Origin of the sequence: Micromonospora sp. NPDC002717 (assembly GCF_040295705.1) — a bacterium.
In the GTDB taxonomy this organism is placed as follows: domain Bacteria; phylum Actinomycetota; class Actinomycetes; order Mycobacteriales; family Micromonosporaceae; genus Micromonospora.
This window is the reverse complement of the sequence record NZ_JBEOVW010000001.1, coordinates 216490-241060: the sequence shown is the minus strand read 5'-3', so window position 1 is coordinate 241060 and position 24571 is coordinate 216490. Positions and strand designations below refer to the sequence as shown.

General features: G+C 74.4%; 24 protein-coding genes. 11 read left to right on the top strand and 13 right to left on the bottom strand.

From position 1 onward, the window contains the following. Positions 1-40: 40 nt before the first annotated feature. Positions 41-919 carry a glycosyltransferase family 2 protein gene (locus tag ABT006_RS01210; protein WP_350701769.1) on the bottom strand — a complete coding sequence of 293 codons (879 nt, stop codon included), beginning with the start codon at positions 917-919 and terminating at the stop codon, positions 41-43. Beyond that, entirely contained in the window at positions 916-2844 is a 1929-nt protein-coding gene (gene rfaE2, locus ABT006_RS01205; RefSeq protein ID WP_350701767.1) for a D-glycero-beta-D-manno-heptose 1-phosphate adenylyltransferase, read from the bottom strand. Before rfaE2 ends, ABT006_RS01210 begins: the two co-directional genes overlap by 4 nt. Positions 2845-2961: 117 nt before the next feature. Between rfaE2 and ABT006_RS01200 the strand changes: the two genes are divergently transcribed. Continuing rightward, positions 2962-3522, top strand: coding sequence for a type 1 glutamine amidotransferase domain-containing protein (locus ABT006_RS01200; RefSeq protein WP_350701765.1), 561 nt, complete (start codon positions 2962-2964; stop codon positions 3520-3522). Between the two features lie 118 nt (positions 3523-3640). Next, on the top strand, positions 3641-5308 hold the full coding sequence (locus ABT006_RS01195; protein ID WP_350701763.1) for an MDR family MFS transporter: 1668 nt from the start codon (positions 3641-3643) through the stop codon (positions 5306-5308). 54 nt (positions 5309-5362) lie between these two features. Here ABT006_RS01195 and ABT006_RS01190 read toward each other — a convergent pair whose 3' ends face one another. Beyond that, on the bottom strand, positions 5363-5854 hold the full coding sequence (locus ABT006_RS01190) for an NUDIX domain-containing protein (protein WP_350701761.1): 492 nt from the start codon (positions 5852-5854) through the stop codon (positions 5363-5365). Positions 5855-5937: 83 nt separating this feature from the next. Here ABT006_RS01190 and ABT006_RS01185 point away from each other — a divergent pair, with 83 nt between their 5' ends. Further along, positions 5938-7587, top strand: a complete 1650-nt coding sequence (locus ABT006_RS01185) for a fatty acid--CoA ligase (RefSeq protein WP_350701760.1) — start codon at positions 5938-5940, stop codon at positions 7585-7587. A gap of 248 nt (positions 7588-7835) precedes the next feature. Here the strand turns inward: ABT006_RS01185 and ABT006_RS01180 are convergent, their stop codons facing one another. Continuing rightward, the gene (locus ABT006_RS01180) at positions 7836-8852 is read right to left on the bottom strand and encodes an NADPH:quinone reductase (RefSeq protein WP_350701758.1); all 1017 of its coding nucleotides are present in this window, start codon (positions 8850-8852) and stop codon (positions 7836-7838) included. Between the two features lie 261 nt (positions 8853-9113). On the opposite strand from ABT006_RS01180, the gene ABT006_RS01175 reads away from it, so the two are divergent. Then, positions 9114-9638: an SAM-dependent methyltransferase gene (locus tag ABT006_RS01175; RefSeq protein WP_350701757.1), complete on the top strand. Its 525-nt coding sequence runs from the start codon at positions 9114-9116 to the stop codon at positions 9636-9638. Between the two features lie 3 nt (positions 9639-9641). Here ABT006_RS01175 and ABT006_RS01170 read toward each other — a convergent pair whose 3' ends face one another. The 6 genes from ABT006_RS01170 to ku form a co-directional block, all read right to left on the bottom strand. Then, positions 9642-10313 carry an HAD family hydrolase gene (locus ABT006_RS01170; RefSeq protein WP_350701755.1) on the bottom strand — a complete coding sequence of 224 codons (672 nt, stop codon included), beginning with the start codon at positions 10311-10313 and terminating at the stop codon, positions 9642-9644. 86 nt (positions 10314-10399) lie between these two features. After that, the gene (locus ABT006_RS01165; RefSeq protein ID WP_350702665.1) at positions 10400-11224 is read right to left on the bottom strand and encodes an SCO6745 family protein; all 825 of its coding nucleotides are present in this window, start codon (positions 11222-11224) and stop codon (positions 10400-10402) included. A 193-nt stretch (positions 11225-11417) separates the two neighbouring features. Beyond that, complete coding sequence (locus ABT006_RS01160) at positions 11418-12098, bottom strand: FKBP-type peptidyl-prolyl cis-trans isomerase (protein WP_350701753.1); 681 nt, start codon at positions 12096-12098, stop codon at positions 11418-11420. A gap of 160 nt (positions 12099-12258) precedes the next feature. After that, positions 12259-12606, bottom strand: a complete 348-nt coding sequence (trxA, locus tag ABT006_RS01155; protein ID WP_350701751.1) for a thioredoxin — start codon at positions 12604-12606, stop codon at positions 12259-12261. Next, positions 12576-12968, bottom strand: coding sequence for a MerR family transcriptional regulator (locus ABT006_RS01150; protein ID WP_350701749.1), 393 nt, complete (start codon positions 12966-12968; stop codon positions 12576-12578). The genes trxA and ABT006_RS01150 overlap by 31 nt, the downstream gene beginning before the upstream one ends. Positions 12969-13080: 112 nt before the next feature. Continuing rightward, positions 13081-14097, bottom strand: a complete 1017-nt coding sequence (gene ku, locus ABT006_RS01145) for a non-homologous end joining protein Ku (RefSeq protein ID WP_350701748.1) — start codon at positions 14095-14097, stop codon at positions 13081-13083. A gap of 85 nt (positions 14098-14182) precedes the next feature. On the opposite strand from ku, the gene ligD (ABT006_RS01140) reads away from it, so the two are divergent. Both ligD (ABT006_RS01140) and ligD (ABT006_RS01135) read left to right on the top strand, forming a co-directional pair. Continuing rightward, a complete protein-coding gene (ligD, locus tag ABT006_RS01140) occupies positions 14183-15124 on the top strand; it encodes a non-homologous end-joining DNA ligase (RefSeq protein WP_350701746.1) in 942 nt (313 codons plus the stop codon). Further along, the gene (gene ligD / locus ABT006_RS01135) at positions 15114-16025 is read left to right on the top strand and encodes a non-homologous end-joining DNA ligase (protein WP_350701744.1); all 912 of its coding nucleotides are present in this window, start codon (positions 15114-15116) and stop codon (positions 16023-16025) included. The genes ligD (ABT006_RS01140) and ligD (ABT006_RS01135) overlap by 11 nt, the downstream gene beginning before the upstream one ends. 35 nt (positions 16026-16060) lie before the next feature. Here ligD (ABT006_RS01135) and ABT006_RS01130 read toward each other — a convergent pair whose 3' ends face one another. Continuing rightward, positions 16061-16507 (bottom strand): hypothetical protein, encoded by a 447-nt coding sequence (locus tag ABT006_RS01130; protein ID WP_350701743.1) that lies wholly within the window; start codon positions 16505-16507, stop codon positions 16061-16063. A 214-nt stretch (positions 16508-16721) separates the two neighbouring features. On the opposite strand from ABT006_RS01130, the gene ABT006_RS01125 reads away from it, so the two are divergent. The 3 genes from ABT006_RS01125 (at position 16722) to ABT006_RS01115 (ending at position 18779) form a co-directional block, all read left to right on the top strand. Beyond that, entirely contained in the window at positions 16722-17486 is a 765-nt protein-coding gene (locus ABT006_RS01125) for a TIGR03089 family protein (protein ID WP_502890820.1), read from the top strand. Then, on the top strand, positions 17486-18082 hold the full coding sequence (locus ABT006_RS01120) for a dihydrofolate reductase family protein (protein ID WP_350701741.1): 597 nt from the start codon (positions 17486-17488) through the stop codon (positions 18080-18082). The genes ABT006_RS01125 and ABT006_RS01120 overlap by 1 nt, the downstream gene beginning before the upstream one ends. 337 nt (positions 18083-18419) lie before the next feature. Continuing rightward, entirely contained in the window at positions 18420-18779 is a 360-nt protein-coding gene (locus tag ABT006_RS01115; RefSeq protein WP_350701739.1) for a hypothetical protein, read from the top strand. A gap of 70 nt (positions 18780-18849) precedes the next feature. On the opposite strand, the gene ABT006_RS01110 is transcribed toward ABT006_RS01115, so the two are convergent. Then, entirely contained in the window at positions 18850-20529 is a 1680-nt protein-coding gene (locus ABT006_RS01110) for a DNA repair helicase XPB (protein ID WP_350701737.1), read from the bottom strand. 176 nt (positions 20530-20705) lie between these two features. On the opposite strand from ABT006_RS01110, the gene ABT006_RS01105 reads away from it, so the two are divergent. Together ABT006_RS01105 and ABT006_RS01100 are read left to right on the top strand one after the other, a co-directional pair. Beyond that, positions 20706-21572, top strand: a complete 867-nt coding sequence (locus ABT006_RS01105; RefSeq protein WP_350701736.1) for a L,D-transpeptidase family protein — start codon at positions 20706-20708, stop codon at positions 21570-21572. 132 nt (positions 21573-21704) lie between these two features. Next, positions 21705-21953, top strand: a complete 249-nt coding sequence (locus ABT006_RS01100; protein WP_350701735.1) for a hypothetical protein — start codon at positions 21705-21707, stop codon at positions 21951-21953. Between the two features lie 61 nt (positions 21954-22014). Here the strand turns inward: ABT006_RS01100 and ABT006_RS01095 are convergent, their stop codons facing one another. Then, positions 22015-24498 (bottom strand): helicase-associated domain-containing protein, encoded by a 2484-nt coding sequence (locus ABT006_RS01095; protein WP_350701734.1) that lies wholly within the window; start codon positions 24496-24498, stop codon positions 22015-22017. Positions 24499-24571 lie beyond the last annotated feature (73 nt).

Here is a 24571-nt window from a genome sequence, read left to right as displayed (position 1 = left end):
CCGAGCCGGCGCGCCCTGAGCACGGCCGCGGGTCGCGGGTTCAGGCCGGCTGGGCCGCGTCCTCCTCGGCGAGCACGACCTCCCACGCCTCCACGTCCCGGTCGGTGACGGTGGTCGGCGACTCCAGGTGGTACGCGCCGCTGGGCAGGACGCCGGCGCCGCCATGGCGCGCCAACACGGCGAGCTGGGCGGCGACGTCCTCGCCCTGGTGCTTCTCCTGCACCCGCCGCCAGAAGTCGAACCCGCCGGAATCGAGGAGCTTGGCCCGGTCGTAGAGCACGCAGCCGCCGATCCAGGACACCTTGTACGCCCGCCAGGCCCCCGGCGGCAGGTCGAGCTTCCGCGTGACGTGCAGCAGGTTCGCCGCCGAGTGGATCGACGCCCGGTCCCACTCGGGGGTGCCCGGGCGGATCCGTTCCGGCGTGGGCCGCCCGGTCCACTCCTCGTAGCGCCGGTGCGTGTCCGGCCGGACGTCGTCGGCGTACGACAGCCCGTGCACGGCGTTGCCGACGAAGCCGCAGCCCAGCTCCTTGATGGCGGTGACCAGCCGGCCCAGGGTGCCCGGTTCCAGCCAGACGTCGTCGTCGAGGCAGAGCACGTACCGGGCGGCGGAGGCGGCGAGCAGGTAGGCCCGGTGCTCGGCCAGCCCGCGCCGGGGCAGCCGGCGGGTCAGCAGCACCGGGTGTCCCCGGTGGCGCAGCGCCCGGACCATGGTGGCCGACGCCGGGTGCCGGTACGCGGCGTCGCCGTCGGACTGGTCGCTGACCACCACCCCGAAGCCGGGCACGCCCTCCTGGGCGGCCAGCCCGGAGAGCGTGACCGCCAGCTCGGCCGGGCGGTTGCGGGTCGGGATCAGCACGTCGAGCAGCCGTTCGGCGCGGAACCGCTCGGCCGTGCCGAGGTCGAGCGGGCGGCTCACGACGGCTTGCTCGTCAGGGAGGAGTCCCCCTGGGGTTCCTGGCCGTGCGACCGGATCCGGTCGATGATCGCCGAGGTGGACCGGTCCGGCACGTACCCGAGGGTGCGGACCTGCCCGCCGAGCCGGCGGACCAGCGGGCCCTCCGGCACCATCTCCGGCGGGTAGTCGCCGCCCTTGACGTACACGTCGGGGCGGACGGTCTCGATGAGACCTGCCGGGGAGTCCTCCTCGAAGACCACCACGTGGTCGACGCAGGCCAGCGCGGCCAACAGCGCGATCCGGTCCTCGACCGGGTTCACCGGCCGGTCCGGGCCCTTGAGCCGGCGTACGCTGCCGTCGGAGTTGACCGCCACCACCAGCAGGTCGCCGAGCGCCCGGGCCTGTTCCAGGTAGCGCACGTGGCCGCGGTGCAGCACGTCGAAGCAGCCGTTGGTGAAGACGATCGAGCGGCCCGCCCGGCGGTGCTCCGCGACGAGCGCGGCGAGTTCGTCGGCCCCGACCAGCGACCGGTGGCCCGCCCCGTCGACCGGTACGTCCAGGGCCGCGAGCAGGTCCTCCCGGCGGCACACGCAGGTGCCGGTGTCGGAGACGGTGATCGTCGCGGCGAGCTGGGCCAGTTGGGCGGCGGTCGGCAGCGGCGCGTCGGCGGCCAGCGCCAGCGTCATCGCCGCCAGGTACGCGTCCCCCGCGCCGACCGCGTGGCTGGCGGGCACCGGGGTGCTGTGGCTGCGCCGGGGCTCGCCGTCGGCCCCGCCGACCACCGCCCCCTCCGTGTCCAGGGTCACCGCCACCACGTCGGCGCCGGTGTGCGCGCGCAGCTCGGCGAGGCGGGACTCGGCCAGCACCGCCCGGTCGACGCCCTCGCCCGCCGTGGCGTTGACGGTGACGCCGGTGCCGGTCACGGTGAGCCCGTCCCCGGTCATCGCCACCCGGCCCTCGCCGGGCGTCGGCTCGCCGGTCGGCCCGACACCGCCGCGGACGGGGCCCGCCCCGTGCCCGGTCGGTCCCGTTCCGCCGCCGGCCGGGCCGGTCCCGGGCAGGCCGCCGGCGTTCCCGGCCGGGTGGGTCCCGGGCAGGCCGCCGGCGTTCCCGGTCAGGCCCGTCACGTCGGGGTGGCGGATGCCGTGGAGCGGCCCGAGGCCGCCCGGCGCGGCGCCCACCGTGAGTTCGGAGGGGCCGTCGGCCGGATCGCCGTCGGGGTGGTCCAGGTGCAGCTCGGTCGCGTGGGCCGGCCGGGTGCCGGCGGCCCGGGCGAGCAGCCGGGTCGCCTCGGCGAAGCTCGGGGTCACCACGGTCGGGGCGAGGCCACGCCAGTCGGCCAGGTCGTGGGCGTCCAGGGCGACCGTCGCGTACCGCTCCCGCTGGGCGACCAGCCAGGCGCGCACCGGAGCGGGCAGCGCGCCCAGGCCGTAGTCGCAGACCACCAGGGTGGGCGCCTCGCCACCGGCGGCGGCGCGCAGCTCCTCGGTGGCGCAGTCCAGTGCCGTGAGCAGCCGGGCCACCCCGTCGTCGTCGAGCGCGTCGTCCGGGTCGCCGGAGTCCTCGCGCAGCAGGATCTGGTTGCCGGCCAGCATGCGCCGCTTCACCGGCGTCGGGCGGCCGGGCTGGTTGACCGTACGGTCCCAGACGCCGGCCCGGTCCAGACAGTCGTGCAACTCGTCCCCGGCGACGTCCGCGCCGACCGGTGCGACCAGCACCGCCCGGCCCCCGAGCGCCGCGACGTTCACCGCGGTGTTCGCCGCCCCGCCGGCCGCCGAGATCCGCCGGCGCAGGGTGAGGACGGGGGCGGGCGCCTCCCGGCAGAGCCGGTCGGACTCCGCGAACCGCCAGTCGTCGAGCATGGCGTCGCCGATGACCAGGACGGGACGCCCCAGCCAGCCCTCCACCACGGTGGCGAGCCGGCGCTGTTCCGCTGCTGCTGCCATGCCTCCCGGGGTCCCCCTCGGCACCCCCGTCAAACCTGGGCGCACCCTCGGCGCGGGTTTCGGGCACCGGGCCCCGGGAAGGGACGGACGGTACCCCGGAGAGGAGAGGACACCGACATGGCAGCGACGACACTTCAGGGCAGGCGGATCGCGTTCCTGGCCGCCGACGGCGTGGAGGAGATCGAGTACGTCCAGCCCCGCGAGGCGGTGGAGCGGGCCGGCGCCACGGCGGTGCTGGTCTCGCTCAGGCCCGGCACGATCCGGTCCTTCGACCACCTGGACCAGTCCACCGCGTACGACGTGGACGTGACCGTTGCCGACGCGGACGTGGGCGGCTACGACGCGTTGGTGCTGCCCGGCGGGGTGGCGAACCCGGACTTCCTGCGGACCGACCCGGACGCGGTGCGCTTCGTCAGGGGGTTCTTCGACGCCGGCAAGCCGGTCGGGGTGATCTGCCACGGCCCGTGGACGCTGATCGAGGCGGACGTGGTGCGGGGCCGCCGGATGACCTCCTGGCCGAGCCTGCGCACCGACCTGACCAACGCGGGCGCGATCTGGGTCGACGAGCAGGTCGTCACGGACGACGGGCTGGTCAGCAGCCGAAAGCCCGGCGACCTGCCGGCTTTCTGCGCGAAGATCGTCGAGGAGTTCGCCGAGGGGCGGCACCCGTCCCGGTGACCCCTCGTCGACCGTGCGGTCGGCGGGTCGACGGCCGGCACCGCCGGCCGACTCGCGGTCGACCCGACCGGCGGCCAGCCGGCACGCATGTTTCGGGTGGGCGGGGAAAGGACCTGGGATGACCACGGAAGCCCCGGTGCTCAACAGGCGGCAGATCCGGCTGCTCATGTTCGGCCTGATGACCGGCATGCTGCTGGCCGCGCTCGACCAGACGATCGTCGGCACCGCCCTGCCGACGATCGTCGGCGAGCTGGGCGGGATCAACCACTACTCGTGGGTGGTCACCGCGTACCTGCTCGCCTCCACGGCCTCGACGCCGCTCTACGGCAAGATGGCCGACCTGTACGGGCGCCGCCCGGTGTTCCTCTTCTCCATCGGCACGTTCCTGCTCGGCTCGCTGCTGGCCGGCCTGTCGCAGGACATGACCCAGCTCATCGTCACCCGCGGGATCCAGGGTCTCGGCGCCGGCGGCCTGATGACGCTGGCGTTCACCATCATCTCGGACGTGGTCACGCCGCGGGAACGCGGTCGCTACCAGGGGCTGTTCGGGGCGGTCTTCGGTCTCTCCTCGGTCGCCGGGCCGCTGGTCGGCGGCTACTTCGCCGAGACCGACTGGCGGTGGATCTTCTACGTCAACGTGCCGCTGGCGATCCTGGCGATCGTGGTCTGCTCCCGGGTGATGCGGCTGATCCCGTTCACCCGGCGCGACCACGCGATCGACTGGCTCGGCGCGGCGCTGCTGGTCGCCGGGGTGAGCTGCCTGCTGCTCGCGCTGAGCTGGGGCGGCAACGAGTACGCCTGGGGCTCCGGCGTGATCATCGGGCTCTTCGTCGCGGGCGCGGTGCTCGGCGTGCTCTTCGTGCTCCAGGAGGCCCGGGTGGCCGAGCCGATCCTGCCGCTGCGGCTGTTCCGCAGCGCCACCTTCGCCCTGGCCAACAGTGCCGGCTTCGTGCTCGGCCTGGTGATGTTCGGGTCGATCATCTTCATCCCGCTCTACCTCCAGATCGTCAAGGGCGCCTCGCCGACCCGCAGCGGCCTGCTGATGCTGCCGATGATGGCCGGCATCATCGTCACCTCGGTGCTGACCGGCCGGGCGATGAGTCGGATCGGGCGGTACAAGTGGTTCCCCGTGGCCGGTGCGGCGGTGCTGGTGGTCGGCATGCTGCTGTTCACCCGGCTGGAGGTGGGCACCTCGCTCTGGGTGGCCTTCGGCTTCATGGTGGTGATCGGCGTCGGGCTGGGGCTCTGCATGCAGTCGCTGATCCTGGCCGTGCAGAACGCCGTCTCGATGCGGGACCTGGGCGCCGGCACCTCGTCGGCGACGTTCTTCCGGTCACTGGGCGGGTCGTTCGGCGTCGCCATCCTCGGTGCGGTGCTGTCGTCGCGGCTCACGTCCGAGCTGGCCGGCCGGCTGCCGGGGGCGATCGCCCAGTTGCCGCCGCAGCAGCAGGCCGCGGTGGCGGCGAGCGGCGGAGCGGACGTCTCGGTCAACGACCCGGCCACCATCCTGGCCCTGCCCGCCCCCGTCCGCGCGGCCGTCCAGGTGTCGTTCGTCGAGTCGCTGCACCTGGTCTTCCTGACCACCGGGCTGATCGCGATCGTGGCGGTGCTGGTCACCCTCGCGCTGCCGAACGAGAAGCTGCGCGGGGCGGGCCCCGGCGGCGCCACGGGCGGCACGGACGGCCTCGGCGGCGAGGCCCCGGCGCCGGGCGGCAAGCCGCTGTCCCGGGAGTCGAAGGAGGAGGCCGCCGCCGAGATGGAGGCGAAGAGCCAGACGTTGCTGTGACCCTCGGCGGTCACCCCGGGCGCGATCGGCGTCCGGGGTGCGCCCCGGCCCGGGTCACTTGAGGATCAGCCGGTTGGTCTGCTCGAAGACGTCGAGGTCGGCGAGGGTCTCGGGGACGCTCGTGGAGAGTGGGGCCGGGAACTGCTCCCGGTGGAAGAAGCCGGCGTCGACGGTCTCGTCGGTGACCCGGGCCAGGTTGCCGTCCCACTCCTCGACACGGAACGCGGTCGTGAAGATCTGGTACGTGTGGCCGTACATGTTGGTGTGGGTGCGGTCCGGGCCGGTGTAGAGGGCGAAGGCGCTGACCCGCAGGGCGCGCAGGCCGGTCTCCTCGCGCACCTCGCGGACGGCGCAGTCGGCGATCGACTCGCCCAGTTCCATCGCCCCGGCCGGCAGGGCCCACTGGTGGTTGTCGGAGCGCTGGATCAGCAGGACGCGCCCGGCGTTGTCGCGGACCACGGCGCGGGCCCCGACGAACATCAGCGTCCGGTCACCGGCCAGGGCGCGCAACTGGCCCACGTACGAATCGGCCCAGGAGATGCTCACCCGGACAATTTACGGGGCCGGCCGGGGGCGGACGGGGTTTCCAGGGTTCCCAAGGTGTGACCGGCGACACTAATTTGTTACCCATGCGTAGCACGATGATGGACGCCCCCCTCCAGGTCGCGCGGATCCTCACCCACGGTTCGACCGTGCACGGCACGGCCGAGGTCGTCACATGGACCGGCGGCGAACCGCGCCGCATGTCGTACGCCGAGGTCGGGCGGACGGCCGCCCGGCTGGCCCACGCGCTGCGCGACGAGTGCGGGGTCACCGGCGACGAGCGGGTCGCCACCTTCATGTGGAACAACAACGAGCACCTCGTGGCCTACTTCGCGGTGCCGAGCATGGGCGCCGTGCTGCACACCCTCAACATCCGGCTCTTCCCGGAGCAGGTCGCCTACATCGCCAACCACGCCGAGGACCGGGTGGTGCTGGTCGACTCGACGCTCATCCCGCTGCTCGCCCGGGTGATCGGCGAGATGACCACGGTGCGGCACGTGGTCGTGGTCGGCGGCGGGGACCCGTCCCCGCTGGTGGCGGCGGCCGGCGACCGGATCGCCGTACACCACTGGGACGCGCTGCTGGCCGATCGGCCCGACGTCTACGACTGGCCGGAGGTGGACGAGCGCGCCGCCGCCGCCCTCTGCTACACCTCCGGGACCACCGGACACCCCAAGGGCGTCGCCTACTCGCACCGGTCGATATACCTGCACTCCCTCCAGGTCTGCATGCCGGAGTCGTTCGGCCTCGGCCCGACCACCCGCGAGCTGGTCATCGTGCCGATGTTCCACGCGATGGCCTGGGGTCTGCCCTACGCGGCGTTCATCTCCGGCGCGTCGGTGATCATGCCGGACCGGTTCCTCCAGGCCGCGCCGATCGCCGACATGATCGCCGCCGAGCGGCCCACCCTGGCCGGGGCGGTGCCGACCATCTGGAACGACCTGCTGGCCCACCTGGACGGCCACGAGGTGGACACCTCCTCGCTGCAGGAGGTGATCGTCGGCGGGTCGGCCTGCCCGCCGGCGCTGATGCACGCGTTCGGCGAGCGGCACGGCATCGACATCGTGCACGCCTGGGGGATGACCGAGATGTCGCCGCTCGGCTCGGTGGCCCGCCCGCCGGCCGGGGCGACCGGCGACGACGCCTGGCGCTACCGCTACACGCAGGGCCGGGTGCCGGCCGGGGTCGAGGCCCGGATCGTCGGCCCGCTGGGCGAGCCGATGCCCGCCGACGGCACGTCCGTGGGCGAGCTGGAGGTCCGGGGGCCCTGGGTGACCGCCCGCTACCTCGGCGACGACGCCCCGGACGAGGAGAAGTTCCGCGACGGCTGGCTGCGCACCGGCGACGTCGGCACCCTCTCGCCGGACGGCTACATCACCCTCACCGACCGGTCCAAGGACGTGATCAAGTCCGGCGGCGAGTGGATCTCCTCGGTCGAGCTGGAGAACGCGCTGATGGCCCACCCGGCCGTGCTGGAGGCCTGCGTGGTCGGGGTGCCCGACGAGCGCTGGGGGGAGCGGCCCCTGGCCACCGTCGTCCTCCGCGAGGGCGCGTCGGCCGACCCGGCGGAGCTGCGGGAGTTCCTGGCCGGGTCGGTGGCCCGCTGGCAGTTGCCGGAGCGCTGGGCGGTCATCGACGCGGTGCCGAAGACCAGCGTCGGCAAGTTCGACAAGAAGGTGGTGCGCTCGAGGTACGCCGAGGGCGAGCTGAGTGTCCGGGAGCTGGCGGCCCCGTAACGTTTTCAGGCGCACCGTCGCCTGTTGGGGTAAGGGACGCACTCCTGAGACATCCCTCCCCAGGGGCGGCCCCGGCGTTCGCACCGCGCCGGGGCCGCCCGTTCCTTTGCGGGGCGACCCGCACCACCATTGTTGCGAAAGTTGTTCGCCTCTGTCCTGATGACGGGGAAATCAGCCCGGATCAGAGGGGTTTGGGGCGGCGGGTCCCGGCCGGCTGGCGGGCGCTGAGCCGTCTCCCGGCGGGGCCGTCACCCCGCGGCGCTGGTGCTGATGAGCACCTTCCCGACCACCGAGTTCTCCACCGCCCGGTGCGCGGCGGCGGTCGCCGAGAGCGAGTGGTGGTGCAGCGGCAGGCCCGCGTCCTCGCCCACCCGGATGCCGCCCTGCGCCGCCGCAGCGGCCACGTCCACCACCGCCTGGGCCTTGGCCGCCTTCGGCTCCGTGTAGACGAGCACGAACTGCCAGCGCGCGTTCGGCACCATCGACGACCGGATCGGCAGGGTCACCTCGTCCCCGCCGTCGTCGGCGTAGACGCACACCGCGCCGCCGCGCCCGAGCAGTTGCACGTCGGTCGCGGCGTTGCGCGCCGGGGAGACCTCGACGATCGTGTGCACCCCGTCGGGTGCGATCTTGCGGACCTCCTCGACCACGTCCTGCTCCCGGTAGTTGACCACGAAGGACGCGCCGGCCGCCGCCGCGAGCTGCGCCTTCTCGGGGCTGCTGACCGTGGCGACCACGCAGGCGTCCGCCCACCGCGCGAGCTGGATGGCCGCGTTGCCCACCGCCCCCGCCCCGCCCTGCACGAGCACCGTGTGGTCGCTGAGCGACCCGGCGTGCAGCCTGTCCGGCGTGTACTCCCCGGCCGTCAGGCACCGGTGCGCGGTGAGGAAGGGGATGCCCAGGCAGGCCCCCACGTCGAAGGAGGCGTCGCCGAGGGGCACCGCCTGCCGGACCGGCACCACCGTGTACTCGGCCGCGGTGCCCCACGGGCGCTGCCAGGCGGCCTCCCACAGCCAGACCCGCTCGCCGGCCAACTCCCGGTCGACACCCTGGCCGACCGACTCGATCACCCCCGCGCCGTCCTGCCCCGGCGTCTGCCAGCCGTCCGGCAGCGGCCCCTGCCGGCGCGACTTCCAGTCCGTCGGGTTCACCCCGGAGACCGCCACCCGCACCAGGACCTCGCCGGGACCCGGCTCCGGCACCGGCCGGTCGACCAGTTGCAGCACCGAGGCGTCGCCGGTGCGCTCGTACACGATCGCCTTCATCCCCGTCTCCTCACCCGGCGGCCCCGGCGCGGGGCGCCGTCGGCTGCCGTACCCGGCGGACCCGCGCTCATGCCGATCCCGGCGGGGCCGGAAACCGTGCAACCGGGTGACCGGCGGGAGGGAGTGGTCATGCGGGACGGGGTGGGGGCCGACGCCGAACCGGGCCGGCGCCGGGGAGTCGCGGGGCCGCTCGGCGACGCGCGCCGAGGTCGAGCCCGAGTCGGGCGGGTCTGACGGGCCCGGCGTGGCTACGCTGACCGGGTGGCGACCAGGCGGGTGCCGGAGCGGCTGCGCTGGGCCGTGGACCGGCTCGACCTGCGCGCCGGCCACCGGGTGCTGGAGATCGGCTGCGGCAACGGCGTGGCCGTCGCGCTCATCTGCGCGGTGCCGGAGGTCGCCCGGGTCGTCGCGGTCGACCGGTCCGCCACCGCGCTGCGGGCCGCCACCCAGCGCAACGCCGCGCAGGTCGCCGCCGGTCGGGCCGTCTTCCGGCACGCCGACCTGTCCACCCTGGACTCCCCCGGGGAGCGTTACGACCGGATCCTCGCCGTCAACGTCAACCTGTTCTGGACCCGGCCGCCCACGGCCGAGTTCCGCCGCCTCGCCGGCCTGCTGGCCCCCGACGGCGTGCTGCACCTGGTCTACGAGCCGCCGCACCCCGCCCGGCTGGCCCCGCTCGTCGACCGGCTCACCGACCGGGTGGGCGCCGCGGGCTGGACCGTCGCGGAGATCGCCCGGGTCGACCGGCCGACGCCGCTGCTGGACGTGGTCGTCCGTCCGGCCTAGCCGCTACCCGAGCCGGTCCACCGTGGCGGGGGTCAGCTCGTCCACCGCGCCCAGCACCACCGCCGCGAGCCGCTCGGCGTCCGGGTCCAGCGGGTACGACCCGTGCGGCACCGCCACCACCGTCATCCCGGCGGCGGCGGCCGACCGGACGCCGTTGGACGAGTCCTCCACGGCGACGCAGCGGGCCGGGTCGACGCCCAGCCGTCCGGCGACCGCCAGGTAGACGTCCGGCGCCGGCTTGCCCCGCTCGGTCTCCTCGGTCGACAGCGTCGCGCCGAACGCGTCGGTCAGGCCCGTCGCGGCCAGCGCCGCCGCGATCAGCCGGGTCGGCGAGGAACTGGCGAGCCCCAGCGGCCACCGCCCGGCCAGCCGACGCACGACCTCGTCGGCCCCGTCGATCAGCGGTACGTGCGCCGCGTACCGCCGGATCATCTCCTCGACCACCTCGGTGGCGACCTGCTCGGCGCTCCGGTCGACGCCCAGCTCCCCGCTGAGGTACCGGGCCCACTCGCCGGTGCTCATGCCCATCAGCCGGCGCTGCGTGTCGGCCTGCCAGGTGCCGCCGTGCGCCGCCACGTACGCCCGCCGCACCTCCTCCCAGACCGGCTCCGAATCCACGATCACGCCGTCCAGGTCGAAGATCACCGCATCCGCCACGGCCCCATCCTGCCCCATCGGGCGCCGACCCGCGCCGTCCCGGACGGGCGACGACCGGGCCGACTCGCCGGGCGATGACCCGTGCAGTCCCGGACGGGCGGCGGTCAGCTCTGCGGGGTGGGCAGGCCGATCGGGTTCTCCTCCGGGATGACGAAGTGGGCGGCGCGGGCGATCGGTTCGAGCAGGTCCCGGAGCCGGTCGGCGCGCTCGGGGCCCAGCGCCCGCCACGGTCGCGCGGCGGCGGCGTCGGTGGCGTCCTCGATCGCCTGGAACCGGGCGCGGCCCTGCGCGGTCGCCTCGCCCTCGGCGGTGAGCCAGCCGCGCTCGGCCAGCCGGGCACGGGCGGCGGCCCACTGCGCCTCGGCCCAGCCCCGCCCGGCCAGGTACTGCGGGGACAGGCCGACCGCGACCCGCCAGGCCAGCGTCTCCACCGGGTCGAGGTCGGCCGCGACCAGCGCCCCGACGTGCCCGTCGCCCCGGTGCTCCCGCAGCGTCGTGGCGGCCTGCCACAGCCGGGCCAGCGGGTACTCGCCGCGCGGCAGGGCGGCGTTGGCCGCGCCGAGCACCCGGCCGGCGGGCTCCACCTCGGCGGCGGCCGCCTCCAGCAGCTCGGCCGCCTCGACCAGGTGCGACTCGGGCAACTCGTAGGTCAGCTCGGCCAGCGCCTGCACCGCGCCGGTGAGCCGGGCGCGCAGCGCCTCCGGCGGGGTGGCGAGCCGCCAGACTGCCGGCAGCGCCCGCGCCACGGTGTGCGGGGCGAAGTTGAAGAACGACCCGACCACCGGCGCGGCGTCGACGGGCCCGAGCGGCGCCGCCCGGCCGGCGAAGTAGCCGCGCCAGAAGCCGCGCAGCCCGACCGCCTCGAAGGCGGCCCGGGCACGGGGATGGAAGTAGGTGACCGCGTGGACCGGCTCGAAGTGCGTCCACATCACCCGGGCGGTCCGCCCCGCGTCGTCCAGCGCCGTCACGTGCACCTCCGCGTCGGGTCCGGTGGTCACCCCGGACGGCGGGCGCCCGGGGTGACGCTGAACCTACTGCCGCTGGCTGAAGGGCCGGAAGCCCTCTGTGGGCTACTGCATCACACCGGGGCGACAACCCGGGCGAACCGGGCCGGCCACCGGGTCACTGGGCCGCGAGCACGTCCACGACGAAGCGCAGCGGGCCGGTCGGCCGCCCGCTGGAGGCGTCGTTGCCGTACGCCAGCTCGGCCGGGATGTCGAGCTGCACGCGGCTGCCGACGGTCACCCCGACCAGGCCCTGGTCCCAGCCGGGGATGACCTGGCCGACGCCGATCGCGAAGGAGGCCGGCTGGCCGGCGTTCCACGACGAGTCGAACTCCTTGCCGTCCTTGTAGAACACGCCCACGTAGTTCGTGGTGATCGTCTGGCCCTTCTGCACCGCCGGGCCGGTGCCCTTGATCAGCGGGGTCACGGTGAGCTTCTTCAGCTCGCCCTTGCCGGCGGCGACCGTCGGCTTGGTGCCCAGGGCCGGGTCCGCACCCGCCGGGAGCTGCGGGGCGGGGGGCGCGTCGGCCGCCGGGGCGGTGGCGGACGCCGACGGGGTCCCCGCTGCCTGCTCCTTCGAGTCGTCGTCGTTCTGCCCGATCGTCACGAAGACGGTGATCAGCACCGCGACCACGGCGACGCCGGCGAGCCCGCCGGCCCACGCCTGCCGGCGACGCTTCGCCTCGGCCGCCTTCTGCGCCGCCAACTGGGCGGCCAGCCGCCGCTCCGACTTCTGGGCTCGGTTCTGCGTACGCTCGCTCACGGCGTCGACTCCCTGCTGCGAAGGTGTGGCCGGCATCGGAGTGCCGGGGGGAAAGCCGACGCACACGGTACCCGCCCCGACGCCTACCGTGCCGCCTCGGCCGTCCCGCTTCCACCACGCGGGCCACCCCCGCCCCACCAGCACCGGCAGGAACGCCCGGGGCAGGGCGGCGGCCGGCGGGCCGCCGCCCACGGGCTCAGCCGGCCAGGTGCCGGGCCAGGGACTGCCGCAGGTGGTGCTTCGGCCGCGCCCCGACGATCGAGCCGACCACCTCGCCCCGGCGGAAGACCAGGAGGGTGGGCAGGGACAGCACGCCGTACGTGCGCGTGGTGTCCGGGTTGGCGTCGGTGTCGATAGTGGCGAAGACCAGCTGCCCGGCGAACTCCCCGGCCAGCTCGGCGAGGCTGCGGGAGATCGCCCGGCACGGCGGGCACCAGTCCGCCCAGAAGTCGACCACCACCGGCCGGTCGGCGGCGAGCACCACGGCGGCGAAGGTGTCGTCGGTGACGGCGGTCAGCGAGCCGTGCGGCGCAGTCTGGAGCATGTTTCCTCCCGGTGGGCGATGGCGTGGGCGAGCTGGTCCCGCAGCTCCTGCCGGACCGCGTGCAGTCGGTCGATGCCGGCGTCCACCTCGGCCAGCTTCCGCCGCAGCACGGCGACGGAGTCCGGGCAGACGTGGCCGGAGGCGTTGCCGGCTCGGAGGCAGGCGACGAACGGGCGGATGTCGTCGAGCCCGAAGCCCACCGCGAGCAGGGCCCGGATCTCGCGTACGACGTGCAGCTCCGCCTCGTCGTAGACCCGGTAGCCGTTGGCCGAGCGGGCCGCCCGGACCAGGCCGTGCGTCTCGTAGTAGCGCAGGGCCCGGGTGCTCGTGCCGGCGCGTTCCGCCAGCTCACCGATCAGCATCCGACCTCCCTCGTCCGACGCGACCGACGCTAGACCTTGCCACCGGCGTCAAGGCAACCCGCGCGGTGCGCCGGGCAGGCGTCGCCGGCCGGGGGACGCGGGCCGGCGCGGGTCAGGCGGTCTTGCGGGCCGCCTTCTTCGGGGCCGCCTTCTTCGCCGCGGGCTTCTTCTCGCCCTCGGCGGCCTTCTTCGGGGCTGCCTTCTTCGCGGCCGTCTTCTTGGGCGCCGCCTTCCTCTCGGCGGCCTTCTTGGCCGGCGCCTTGGCCGCCTTCTTCTCGGCCGCCTTCTTCTGGGCGGAACGGGCCGCCGAGATCGGGGTCGGCTCGCCGCCACCGCCGGCCGGCGCCTCGCCCCGGGCGGCCTTGGCCCGCTCCACGGACGCCTTCAGCGCCGCCATCAGGTCCACCGCCGCCGCCGGGGCCTCCTCGACCTCCTCCGGCTGGACCACCTCGCGGCCCTCCACCTTCGCGTCGATGACCTCCTGGAGGGCCGCCCGGTAGTCGTCGGTGAACGCGTCCGGCTCGAACTCGCCGGCCATCGAGTCGATCAGCGAGCTGGCCATGGCCAGCTCCGGCGGGCGGACCTTCAGGTCCTCGTCAAGGAAGCCGAAGTCGGGGCTACGGATCTCGTCCGGCCAGAGCATCGTGTTGAGCAGCAGCACGCCCTCCCGGACCCGCAGCGTGGCGAGCTGTTCCCGCTGGCGCAGGGCCACCTTGACGATCGCCACCCGCTCCGAGTCGGCGAGCGCGTCGCGCAGCAGCACGTACGGCTTGGTGGCGGTGCCCTCCGGCTCCAGGAAGTACGCCTTGTTGTAGAGGATCGGGTCGACCTGCTCGGCGGGGACGAACTCCAGCACGTCGATCGCGTGCGAGGTGGACAGCGGCAGGTCGGCGAAGTCCTCGTCGGTCAGGATCACCATCTCGCCGCCGCCGATGTCGTAGCCCTTGGCGATGTCGTCGTAGGTGACCTCCTCGCCGCAGACCTGGCAGGTGCGCTTGTAACGGATCCGGCCGCCGTCGTCCCGGTGCACCTGGTGGAAGCGGATGTCCTTCTCCTCGGTGGCCGAGTAGACCCGCACCCCGATCGAGACCAGCCCGAACGAGACCGCTCCCTTCCAGATGGCCCGCATCCCGTGCTCCTCTCGCCGGTACTGCCCAGGATCCCAAAAGATCGAAGGCCACGCGAGCGCTTCCGTGCGCAAGTACAGTCATGGGGTGCCCGGCGCGCCGCTCAAGCCGATGCTCGCGATGACCGGGCAGCTCCCGGCGGGTTCCGGCTGGGCGTACGAGTTCAAGTGGGACGGCGTCCGCGCGCTCGCCGACATCTCCGGCGGCCGGCAGCACCTGTACGCCCGCTCCGGCGTCGAGATCACCGTCGCGTACCCCGAGCTGGCCACCCTCCAGAAGCAGGTGGGCGACGCGCTGCTCGACGGCGAGGTGGTGCTGCTCGGCGAGCACGGCCAGCCCTCGTTCACCGCCCTGGCGGAGCGGATGCACGTCCGCGACCGGAACAAGGCCGCCCGGCTGGCGGCGACCATCCCGGTGACGTACATGATCTTCGACCTGCTCCGGCTCGACGGCGAGGACCTGACCGGCCGGTCGTACGCCCGCCGGCGGGAGGCCCTGGACGGGCTCGCGCTCGGCGGCGCCCGGTGGGCGGTGTCGCCGGTCTTCCCGGACGGCCTGGCCACCTACGAGGCGGCGGGCGAGCACGGCCTGGAGGGGGTGATGGCCAAGCGGGTCGACTCGGTCTACCGCCCGGGGGTGCGCTCGCCGGACTGGCTGAAGGTCAAGCTGGAGGTGACCGGCGACTTCGTGGTCGGCGGCTGGCGGCCCGGGGCGCGGAAGATCGGCGGCCTGCTGGTCGGGGTGCCGCGCCCGGACGGGCGGCTCACCTACCGGGGGCGGGTCGGCGGCGGCATCGGCGCGGCCATCGAGCGGGAACTGCTCCGCGAGCTGGAGCCGCTGCGCACCGGCGGTTCGCCGTTCGCCGACGCCCTGCCGCGCGACGATGCGCGGGGCGCGATCTGGGTAACCCCGAGGGTCGTGGTGGAGGTGAAGTACGGCCAGCGCACCCCGGACGGGCGGTTGCGGTTCCCCCGGGTGCTCCGGCTGCGACCGGACAAGCCCGCCGAGGAGGTCGACGATGCCGGGTGAGCGGTTGAAGGTGGACGTCGAGGGGCGTTCGCTGGAGGTGTCCAACCTGGACAAGGTGCTCTATCCCGACGCGGGGTTCACCAAGGGCGAGGTGATCGACTACTACACCCGCATCGCCCCGGTGCTCCTGCCGCACCTGCAAGGCCGGGCGCTGACCCGGATCCGCTTCCCCAACGGGGTCACCGGCGGCTCGTTCTTCGAGAAGAACGCCCCGGCCGCCACCCCCGGCTGGGTACGCACCGAGACGCTGCCCGCGCCCGGGTCGAGCAAGGGCCGGGAGACCATCGACTACGTGGTCGCCGACGACCTGCCCACCCTGGTCTGGCTGGCCAACCTCGCCGCGCTGGAGCTGCACACCCCACAGTGGAAGATCGGCGAGCACCCGGACATGATGGTGGTCGACCTGGATCCGGGGCCGCCGGCGGCGCTGCGCCAGTGCTGCCAGGTGGCGTTGCTGATGCGGGACCGGCTCGCCGAGGACGGCATCGACAGCTACCCGAAGACGTCCGGGAAGAAGGGCATGCAGCTCTGCTGCCCGATCGCCGGCACGCAGGACGCCGAGGACGTGTCCGGCTACGCCAAGCGGATCGCCCAGGAGCTGGAACGGGCGCACCCGAAACTGGTCGTGTCGAAGATGGCGAAGAACCTGCGGCCCGGCAAGGTCTTCATCGACTGGAGCCAGAACAACGCGGCCAAGACGACCGTGTCGCCGTACTCGCTGCGGGCCCAGTCGGTGCCGTCCGTGTCCACCCCGCTGACGTGGGACGAGGTCGCGGCGGGCGCGGCCGGGAAACGGCCGGCCACCAAGCCGTACGTGGCGAGCGAGGTGCTCAAGCGGGTGGAGAAGGACGGAGACCTGCTCGCCCCGCTGCTCGACGGTGGCCCCGAGCTGCCGGTGTGACGGTCAGCGGGTCCCGCGTGCGCCCTGCCGCTGGTTCAACGTGGCGACGTCGGTTGACCGGCAGCGGTGCCCGGGATCCGCACAGCGGTGCTCCAGTCGCCGAGGAAGGCGTCGTTTTCGAGGTCCAGGGCGATGTCCAGGTCGCCGCCGAAGCTGATGCCGCCCAGTCGGCACACCTCGACGTACCAGGGCGACAGGCCGTCGCGCACTCCGTCGGGGGACATGTCGGTGCCGCCCAGGTGTTCGGCGTGGAAGACGTCGAACCTGTCCGGCACGTCGACGTAGGCGTCGCCGTCGGACGGGAAACTCACCGGTGGCACGCCTGCGTTGGGGTCGTCGCGGGGCACCAGCCACAGGGAACCGTACACGCCGTGCCTCGCCCGCCAGGAGGTGTTGTCGACCTCGCCGTCGGCGAGCGAGGGCGCCGCGGTGGGTCGGGCGACCCGCGGCCCGTTCAGCTCCGCCTCGGTGAGCCACACCATGGCGAGCAGGGACGCGACGCCGTCGTCGGCGATCTGCAGTCGTGGATGGGCCCTGGCCTGGGCGAGTTCGGCCCAGAACGGGTGCTCGGGCTGTGCGACGTCGACGGGGTCGTCCGGCCATGATTGCGGTGATCTCCGGCGACGGGCGCGTCAGTCGAATGCCGGGCCGACGCTGGTTGAGTAGGGTGGCCTGAGCCTGCCCGAGGAGTGCGTGATGATCCTGACCGATGCCCTCGTCCGGGAGTCGCCGACCGGTGACCGGCCCACCGAGATGGACCGGCCGCTGCTGACGTACCTCGACGACGCGACCGGTGAGCGGGTCGACCTGACCGCCACGGAGCTGGGCGGCTGGGCGGCGCGGGCCGCCGGGCTGCTGCGCGAGGGCTGCGGGCTGGGCGTCGGCGACCGGGCGGCGGTGCTGCTCCCGGCCCACTGGCAGACCGCCGCCGTGCTGCTGGGCGCCTGGTCGGCCGGGGTGGCGGTGTCGTTCCGTCCCCGGGCGACCGCCGGGCTGCCGCAGCTCGGGCCGGGCGACAACGAGCCGTTCGACGCGGTCTTCGTCAGCGCGAAGCGGCTGGACGACTGGCTGGAGGACGTGCCCGAGGCCCGGCACCGCTACGTCCTCGGGCTGGGGTCCGCCCCGTTGGCCGAGGTGCCCCTCGGCTACCTGGACTGGCTCGCCGAGGTGGGCCGGTACACCGACGCGCTGCCCGCGTCCGCCCCGCTGACCAGCGCCGACGCGGCCAGCCCGGATGGCACGAGCTACCGCCAGTGGGGCAGCGTCGCGCGGGCCGTGGCGGAGCGGCTCGACCTGCGGGCCGGCGACCGGCTGCTGGTCGACGTCGCCGAGCACGAGCAGCCCGTGTACTGGCTGCTGGCGCCGCTGGCCGTCGGGGCGTCGGTGGTGCTCTGCGCCAACCTCGACCCGGCCCGGCTGGACGCCCGGATCGCCGCCGAGCAGATCACCCGGGTGCTCTGATGGGCGGGGTCTACACCGAGGCGAGCATGTCGCTGGACGGCTACATATCCGGGCCGGACGAGAGCGGCTTCGACCTGCTCTTCCGCTGGTACGAGAACGGCGACGTCCCCGTGCCGACCGCCAAGCCGGACATGACGTTCCGCACCTCCCCGGCGAGCGCCGGCCACGTGCGCCGCACCATGGACGAGACCGGCGCCCTGGTCGTCGGCCGGCGACTCTTCGACCTGATCGGCGGCTGGGACGGCAGGCACCCCCTGGACAAGCCGGTCGTGGTGGTCACCCACCACGTGCCGGACGGCTGGCCCCGGCCGGACGCGCCGTTCACCTTCGTCACCGAGGGCATCGAGGCCGCCGTCGCGCAGGCCCGGGAGCTGGCCGGCGGCCGCTGGGTCGGGGTCAACGGCGGCACCATCGCCCGCCAGTGCCTCGACGCCGGGCTGCTGGACGAGATCCGGGTCAACCTCGTGCCGGTCCTGCTCGGCGGCGGGGTGCCGTTCTTCGACCAGCTCGGTCACCCGCCGGTCGAGCTGACCGGGCCGACCGTCATCGAGGGCGACCAGGTCACCCACCTCTACTACCGGGTCCGCCGGCCGTAGCCGCCCGGCAGTCCCGAGCACGGGCCCCGTCAGCACCGGCTCGCCCACACGGACCCAATCGCCCACCGGCCGGAACCACATCGCCACACCGCTGCGCCGCTCCCGCCCCCCCCCCCCGCCGCCTTTGGCAATCTTGGACAGTTGTCGTTCCAAACGAACGGAAACCGTCCAAGATCTGGCCGGAGCAGCGTGTGGTCGGGCGGCGGCCGGGCGGCGGGGTCGTCTTCTGCTCGGGGTGGTTGCGGGTCCGCCAGAGTCGGCGGGAGCAGTGCGCGGTGTGGTCGGTCGGCAGGGCGCACCGCGCGCCGCCGGGTAGCGGGCGGTCGCAGAAGACCCAGTGGCGTACGCCCTGCTGGTCCTCGGCCGAGACGGTGACGCCGCCCGGCTCGACGCGGGCGCTGAGCCTTATTGGAAGAGCCTGCCGGGCCTTCTGGAGCGGCCCCGCTTGCTGATCATGGAATCCCTGCGCCTGCGGCGCACCATGATCGACTTTGTCTGCCTCTTCAGAGCTTGGAGGATCCTGTCCCTCATCGCATGCCTCTTCTCGCGTATGTCGGGTCGGCCATCGCGATTCCGCGCCGGGCCGTGGCCCAGCGTGATGGCGGTGCGGGCCACGGGCCCGAATCCGTCGCCGGTATCGCAGCCCGCGTACCCGGGCAGAGATCAGTCATTCATCAGCGTCGGGCCACACCGCTGAGCCGGCGCCAGGCCCGCCACACCGACCGGAGGGACGTGCGCTTCCCGCGAGGTCTGTCCGGTGACGGGAGTCAGTCGACCGTCGGCAGCTTCGGGCCGAGGACGTCGTCGGCGTCGACGATCGTGTACGCGTACCCCTGCTCGGCGAGGAAGCGCTGGCGGTGGGCGGCGTACTCGGTGTCGATGGTGTCCCGGGAGACGACGGTGTAGAAGTGCGCCTGCCGGCCGTCGGCCTTGGGCCGGAGCACCCGCCCGAGGCGCTGCGCCTCCTCCTGCCGCGAGCCGAACGTGCCCGACACCTGGATCGCCACCGCCGCCTCGGGCAGGTCGATGGAGAAGTTGCCGACCTTCGAGATGACCAGGGTGCGGATCTCCCCGGAGCGGAACGCGTCGAAGAGCCGCTCCCGTTCCTTGTTGGTGGTCGAGCCCTGCACGATCGGCGCGTCGAGGTATTCGCCGAGCTGGTGCAGCTGCTCGATGTAGCCGCCGATCACCAGCGTCTGCTCGCCCGGGTGCCGGTCCACCAGCGCCTTGACGACGGGGAGCTTCGTGCGGGCGGTCGCCGCCATCCGGTAGCGCTCCTCGGCCTCCGCCGTCGCGTACGACATGCGCTCCGCGTCGGTGAGCGTCACGCGTACCTCGGTGCACTGGGCCGGGGCGATCCAGCCCTGCGACTCGATGTCCTTCCACGGCGCGTCGTACCGCTTCGGGCCGATCAGGCTGAACACGTCGCCCTCCCGGCCGTCCTCGCGGACCAGCGTCGCCGTCAGCCCCAGCCGGCGGCGGGCCTGGAGGTCCGCGGTGAACCGGAAGATCGGCGCGGGCAGCAGGTGGACCTCGTCGTAGACGACCAGGCCCCAGTCGCGCGCCCCGAACAGGTCCAGGTGGGTGAACGCGCCGCCGCGCCGCGAGGTGAGCACCTGGTACGTGGCGATGGTGACCGGGCGGATCTCCTTGCGCTCGCCCGAATATTCCCCGATCTCCTCCTCGGTCAGGGAGGTACGGGCGATCAGCTCGCGCTTCCACTGCCGCCCGGCGACCGTGTTGGTGACCAGGATCAGCGTGGTGGCCTTCGCCTCGGCCATCGCCGCCGCCCCGACCAGCGTCTTGCCCGCGCCACAGGGCAGCACCACCACGCCCGACCCGCCGGCCCAGAACGCCTCCACGGCCTCCCGCTGGTACGACCGCAGCGTCCACGGCCTGCCGCCGTCCTTGCCGGCCTCGGCCAGCTCGATCGGGTGCGCCTCGCCGTCGACGTAGCCGGCCAGGTCCTCCGCCGGCCAGCCCAGCTTGAGCAGCGCCTGCTTGAGCCGGCCCCGCTCGGACGGGTGCACCGCGATCGTGTCGTCGTCGATCTTCGCGCCGAGCATGCCGGCGAGCTTCTTGCTCTTGGCTACCTCGATCAGCACCACCCGGTCCAGGGCCCGCAGCACCAGCCCGTGCGCCGGGTCGTTGGCGAGCTGGAGCCGGCCGTACCGGTCCATCGTCTCGGCCACGTCGACCAGCAGCGCGTGCGGCACCGGGTACCGCGAATACTTGATCAGCGCGTCCACCACGGCCTCGGCGTCGTGGCCGGCGGCGCGCGCGTTCCACAACCCGAGCGGGGTCAGCCGGTAGGTGTGCACGTGTTCCGGGGAGCGCTCCAACTCCGCGAAGGGCGCGATGGCCATCCGGCACGCCTGCGCGTCGGGGTGGTCGATCTCCAGCAGCAGGGTCTTGTCCGACTGCACGATCAGGGGTCCACCGCTCACGCCAGTGCCTCTCCTCCGCCTCGGGTCGCCGGCTGTCCGGGAGGTGACTGACCCGCCCCGGGCCGACCCACCAGTGTTGCACGTATCCGGGTGACGCCAGAAAAATCTGGACACGGGGCGCAACCGGAACGGCACTCGCAACGTCTAGCAATAGGACACCTGTCACGGGAGGCGCCATGAAACACGTCCGGATCACCACCCGGCTCGTCGCCCTGGCAGTGGCCACGCTGGTCGGTGCCGGTGCGTGCGCGTTCGAGCCGCGGGCCGACGGAGGTGGGGGCGGGGGTCCCGTCCCGGTCGGTGCCACGGAGCAGTTAACGGGGGCGAGCGGTGCGCCCGGGCCGGACCAGCGGGCCGGCACGGCGACGGCGAAGCCGGCGGTGAAGCCCGCGCCGAACCGCCCGAGGCCGACCCGGCCCGCGCCGAAGCCCACCACGTCGCCGTCGGCCGCCGGCTGCCCGCAGGGGGAGCACCAGCGCGCGGTGGAGGCGTACCTCGCCCGGCTGGGCGGGTTCGGGACGCTGACCGTGGACGGCCGCCAGTCCGCCGCCGACTGCGCCGCGATCAAGAAGTTCCAGAAGCGGTACGACATCCGCCCCGCCCACGGCCGCGCGGGGCCCACCACCCACGACGTGGCGAAGCGGCTCGCCACCACCGACACGGCGCGCTGCAAGGCCGGCTCGGGCACCACCTTCTGCATCGACCTGACCCGGCAGACGACCTGGGTGATGCGCAACGGCAAGGTGCTCGTGAAGCCGACGGTCACCCGGACGGGCATGCCCGGCTACCGCACCCCGGCCGGCACCTTCAAGATCAACTATCGCAACATCAAGGAGTGGTCCGACCCGTACGAGGTCTGGCTCCCGTACTGGCAGCACTTCACGCAGGGGATGGGCTTCCACGAGACCACGACCTACCTGCACAACAAGGCGATCGGCTCGCACGGCTGCGTCAACCTGCTGCACGCCGACGCGGTCCGGTACTGGGAGCTGGGCAAGGTCGGCAGCCGGGTGGTGGTGGTCGGGCGGCGCCCCGGCACCTGAGCCGCCGCCCCCGGGGGGTCCCGGCCCGTCCGCGTCGCACATGTCGTCCGATCGGGGTTTTATCCCCTGTCACTCCGGTCACCCGAGTGACACGCTGGAAGGCCACGCGTCGGACGGACGGGGAGGCTGGAGATGACGGTCGACCGGGAAGCGAGACCGGAGCACAGCGCCGAGCGCGACCGGTCGCCGGACGAGGGGGTCTCCACCGTCACCGTCGTCGCGTACGCGGCCGCCGCGGCGGTGCTCCTCGGCTGGTTCCTCTTCGGCTGGCTGGTGCTCGAACAGGGCTTCGTCGACTCGGTCGGCGAGTCGGCCGGCGCCGGGTTCGCGCTGCTGCTGATCGTCTCCGTCGTCGGGACGGTACGCCGCAGCCGGCGCTGACCCGGCCCGAGGCCGCCGGCCCTGCCCGAGGAACGACCCGTGGGCGGACGGGCGCCGGCGCTCAGTCCTCCAGCACCGCCGCCGTGATCCGGTGCAGGGCGAAGGTGTGCAGCATCTCCGTGCGCTCGTCCTCGGCGCGCAGGTAACCCGCGCCGATCGAGACCGGCCGGACCAGCCGGGACGCTGTCGCCCCGTGCGCGTCGACGTACCCGACCCAGACCAGCGCCTTGTCCCGCACCGCCTGCTGGAGCACGGCGAGGGCGTCGCTGTGGGTGTGCACCGGCGCCGGCCCGGTACGCGCCGCACCGCCCCGGACCACCGCCGGCGCGCGCCGCGCCGCCCGGGCCGCCGCGTCGCCGCGCCGGATCTGCTCCACCACGCCCAGCAGGCGGGGCATGGACAGCTTCGGCGCGGTCAGCGGGTCGAGGGTCCGGGTCGTCACCGACACCCGGGCCGGGGCCCGGCGGGTCTTCGGGCGGGACAGCACCGCCGCCCCGCTCGCGTCCTCCGGCACCGGGGCGTACCCGGCCTCGCGCAGGGCCGTGAGCATCCGGCCCACCTGGTACGGGGTCGACAGCACCGTCGGCGCGAGCCGGCGCAGCGCCAGCGACTCCAGGCGCCGGTCGGCGAGCACCTCGGTCAGCAGCGCCTCGTCGTCGCTGCGCACGTACGCCCCGGCGGAGCCGACCCGCAGCCCGCCGTGCTTGCGGGCCACGTCGTCGACCAGGTACGTCAGCCCCTGCGGGACCGGGGTGCGGGACCGGCGCCGGAACAGGGCGTGCAGGTCGTCGGCCGAGTAGCCGGCGTCCAGGGCCCGGCGCACGCTGGCCGGGGTGACCCGGTGCACGCTGGCGCCGCCGGCCGACTCGTGCTCGGCCACCACCTCCAGTTCGGCGGCGAGGGCCGGGTCGGGCGGGCCGGGCACCACGACGGTCAGGTCGGCCTGCACCAGGAAGTGGTCGACCGGGGCGGGCAGCAACGCGTCCAGCGCGCGCACCGCGCCGGTCCCGTCGCCGTCCTCGGCGTCCGCGCGTAGCCCGAGCGGGTCGTCCCCGCCCCGCTCGTCGGTGGCGGTGACGTCGGCGAGCAGCAGCCGCCCGTACGAGGTGAGCGCCCCCAGCCCGGTCACGCCCAGCGTCGCCGCCTCGGCCAGCACCTCGCGGTGCGCGGCCTCCCGCCCCCGGCTGCGCCGCGGCGCCCGCCAGTCGAGCAGCGACTGCACCTCCTCGGGGGTGGGCGCGGTGGCGGGCTCCAGGCCGGCGAGCACCCCGAGGACCGCGCGTCGGGCGGCCGGCGCCCCGGCCCGTTCCGCCTCGGCCGAGAGCACGGTGATCGGCCGGTCCCGGTCGTCGCGCTGCCCGATCAGCCCGACCTGCCGGGTCATCGTCAGCCAGGCCCGGCCGAGCTGCTCCCAGCGCTGCGCCAGCGTGCCGGCCCGCCACACCTCGTACCCGGCGGTGGGCAGCACCTGCTGGTCGGCCCCGTATCGGGTGGTGGTGGCCCCGGGCAGGTCCACCTCGCCGATCAGCCCCGCCGCGTACGCCGCCTCCAGCAGCAGGGCGGCCGTCGGCTCGTCCACCCCGACCGCGCGGGCCAGCCGGCGCAGGTCGCGCACGCCCAGGCCGCCGGAGCGCAGCACGGGCGCCGGCTCGGCGGCGAGCTGCTCCAGCAGCGCCTCGGTGTGACGTACCGCCTCCATGGTCTGCCCGGCCCCGGCGGAGTCGGCGGCCTTCGGCTCGCGCGGCGGCGTGGCCACCGGCGGCGGGCTGGTTCGCAGCGGGCCGAGCGGGCCGCTGTCCCGGCGCAGCAGCAGGCCGACCTCCCGGGGCAGCTCGACGGTGCCGGTGGCGCTGGCCTTGTTGGGGCCGGAGACCAGCACCAGCAGGTGGTGGTCGACCAGCCAGCGCACCGGCGAGCCGGTCGGCGCGCCGCCGTTGGTCGGGTCCGGGGGCAGGTCGTCCTCCGCGCCGACCGGCGGCGCCTGCAACGCGCCCGCCGGCACGCTGCCCACCGGCGGGCCGGCGGCGAGCCGGTCCAGGATGGCCCGGGCCGAGGGGGGCGCGGCCAGCAGCGTCCGCCGCAGCTTCGCCGGGTCCGCGCAGAGCGCCGCCGCCCGCGGGTCCAGCTCCGCCGCCGGCCGGCCCAGCCCCGCCGGGTACGGGGAGACCTCGTCGACGCTCTCCACCACGCGCAGGGCGCTCTCGGGACCGTGCAGCAGGAAGAGCGCGCGCAGCCGGTTCACGGCGGTGCGGACGGAGGTGGGGGCGGGCGGGTGTGGGCCGGCGGTGGCCATGGCGAGCACCGAGGCGGTGGAGGTGGTGCCCTCGGCCGGGTCCCGGGTGAGCCGGGCGGCGTCCAGGATCTGCAGGGTGAACTGGTCGAGCCCGTCGAGCGCGCGGGCCACCGAGACCCGGGACTGGGCCCGGATGGCGAGCGCGGAGACGTCGGCGGGCACGGGCACCACGAGGTCCGGCCGCAGTTGGAGGAGGGCGGCGAGCGACTCGTCGGGCAGCGACCGCAGGTGGTCGGCGAGTGAGGTGGTCATCGTCGTTCCACGCTAGCCCGGCAGGGGGTCTTCCCGCCCCTCGGACGTCCGGCTGACCCGTGCGGACGGGCGG

Bases quoted from the DNA above. Each gene is read 5' to 3' on its own strand.
- ABT006_RS01160 (WP_350701753.1), bottom strand. From the start codon at position 12,098: ATGCCGGCCACACCTTCGCAGCAGGGAGTCGACGCCGTGAGCGAGCGT.
- ABT006_RS01165 (WP_350702665.1), bottom strand. From the start codon at position 11,224: ATGTGGACGCACTTCGAGCCGGTCCACGCGGTCACCTACTTCCATCCC.
- ABT006_RS01150 (WP_350701749.1), bottom strand. From the start codon at position 12,968: ATGCTGATCGGTGAGCTGGCGGAACGCGCCGGCACGAGCACCCGGGCC.
- ABT006_RS01100 (WP_350701735.1), top strand. From the start codon at position 21,705: ATGACGGTCGACCGGGAAGCGAGACCGGAGCACAGCGCCGAGCGCGAC.
- ABT006_RS01200 (WP_350701765.1), top strand. From the start codon at position 2,962: ATGGCAGCGACGACACTTCAGGGCAGGCGGATCGCGTTCCTGGCCGCC.
- ABT006_RS01195 (WP_350701763.1), top strand. From the start codon at position 3,641: ATGACCACGGAAGCCCCGGTGCTCAACAGGCGGCAGATCCGGCTGCTC.
- ABT006_RS01120 (WP_350701741.1), top strand. From the start codon at position 17,486: ATGGGCGGGGTCTACACCGAGGCGAGCATGTCGCTGGACGGCTACATA.
- ABT006_RS01130 (WP_350701743.1), bottom strand. From the start codon at position 16,507: ATGGTGTGGCTCACCGAGGCGGAGCTGAACGGGCCGCGGGTCGCCCGA.
- rfaE2 (WP_350701767.1), bottom strand. From the start codon at position 2,844: ATGGCAGCAGCAGCGGAACAGCGCCGGCTCGCCACCGTGGTGGAGGGC.
- ABT006_RS01105 (WP_350701736.1), top strand. From the start codon at position 20,706: ATGAAACACGTCCGGATCACCACCCGGCTCGTCGCCCTGGCAGTGGCC.
- ABT006_RS01095 (WP_350701734.1), bottom strand. From the start codon at position 24,498: ATGACCACCTCACTCGCCGACCACCTGCGGTCGCTGCCCGACGAGTCG.
- ligD (WP_350701744.1), top strand. From the start codon at position 15,114: ATGCCGGGTGAGCGGTTGAAGGTGGACGTCGAGGGGCGTTCGCTGGAG.
- ABT006_RS01170 (WP_350701755.1), bottom strand. From the start codon at position 10,313: ATGGGGCAGGATGGGGCCGTGGCGGATGCGGTGATCTTCGACCTGGAC.
- ABT006_RS01180 (WP_350701758.1), bottom strand. From the start codon at position 8,852: ATGAAGGCGATCGTGTACGAGCGCACCGGCGACGCCTCGGTGCTGCAA.
- ku (WP_350701748.1), bottom strand. From the start codon at position 14,097: ATGCGGGCCATCTGGAAGGGAGCGGTCTCGTTCGGGCTGGTCTCGATC.
- trxA (WP_350701751.1), bottom strand. From the start codon at position 12,606: ATGCTCCAGACTGCGCCGCACGGCTCGCTGACCGCCGTCACCGACGAC.
- ABT006_RS01125 (WP_502890820.1), top strand. From the start codon at position 16,722: ATGATCCTGACCGATGCCCTCGTCCGGGAGTCGCCGACCGGTGACCGG.
- ABT006_RS01185 (WP_350701760.1), top strand. From the start codon at position 5,938: ATGCGTAGCACGATGATGGACGCCCCCCTCCAGGTCGCGCGGATCCTC.